1 protein-coding gene is annotated in these 1,051 nt (G+C 49.0%); it reads right to left on the bottom strand.

The features are described from left to right. Window positions 1–34: 34 nt before the first annotated feature. The coding region (locus R8N28_RS26970; protein ID WP_318183888.1) for an HlyD family secretion protein at window positions 35–1,051 on the bottom strand (1,017 nt) is incomplete at its 5' end.

The following is a 1,051-nucleotide window of genomic DNA, read 5'->3' as shown; positions in this document are numbered from 1 at the left end:
TGGGGCGGTACCATAACTACATACCCCCTCAAAATTAATAGATGTATTGACAAGTAATCAAAAAACGAATTTGCAGACGAGCCAGCCAACCTGAAATCGTGCTATCAGGCAATAGTTGTACCGTCGCACGAGCACCCGCCGGGAAAGCTTGTGGCTGTTCGTTGATAGACAAATGCAATCTCAAACGCTGAGCATCCCTCACCCAGCGGTTGGAATCTGTTGGTGTCGCGAGGCGGCCGTCTGCATCAAATTGCCCCGAGCTTACCCCGGCATCCAAGCTGGTAATGCGGGCTTCAAAAACCTCTCCTGGCAAACTATCAAAGGCCACCAGTGCTCGACTATCACGGTTAAAATGACGCAAACTTTTCTCGCGAAAGTCCGCAATAATATCAACTTGATCCGAAACCAGTGCGATAAGTGGCGTCCCCGCAGCGGCGTAAGCACCTGTCTCTAACTGCAAGTTCGTGATAACACCATCGTGCTCGGCACTCACTTGAGTGTAAGAAAGGTTAAGCTCAGCTTGTTTTAGCTGGTTCTGAGCAACACGCACGTTGACGTTAGCTTCGCCGAGCTCGCCGCGGCTTACTTCTAGCTCTTTCAGGCGGGCTTTTGCTGCTAGCAAATTCGCTTTTGCCGCTGTTGCGCTACTCTGCGCATCATCTCGTTGTTGTTGAGACGTACCGTTTCGGCTGAACAATGTATTCAGTCGATTGGCTTCACGGATTTTTTGCTCAGCGACGATTTTACTCGCTTCCACATCCGCTTTGGCTGCCGTGATAGAGGCATCCAACTGCTCATTGTTTTGGATCACTTGTTGTAAGTTTAATTGCGCTTTTTCTACCGCTAACTTGTATGGCTGCGGATCGATTTGGAACAACAAGTCGCCTTTTTGAATTTCTTGGTTATTTGCCACATAAAGATGGGTGATTTGCCCATTAACACGGGGGGCGACCTTAGTTACCACTCGGGTAGCCATCGCCTGAGGAGTTAACGGCATTGCTAAATCAGCAACAAGAAAATAGGCAAAGACAAGGACAAACGCGACGCAAGA

Source organism: Vibrio sp. Vb1554, assembly GCF_033344235.1.
Note: the sequence above shows the minus strand (reverse complement) of the source record. Positions and strands in the feature narration are given on the sequence as shown.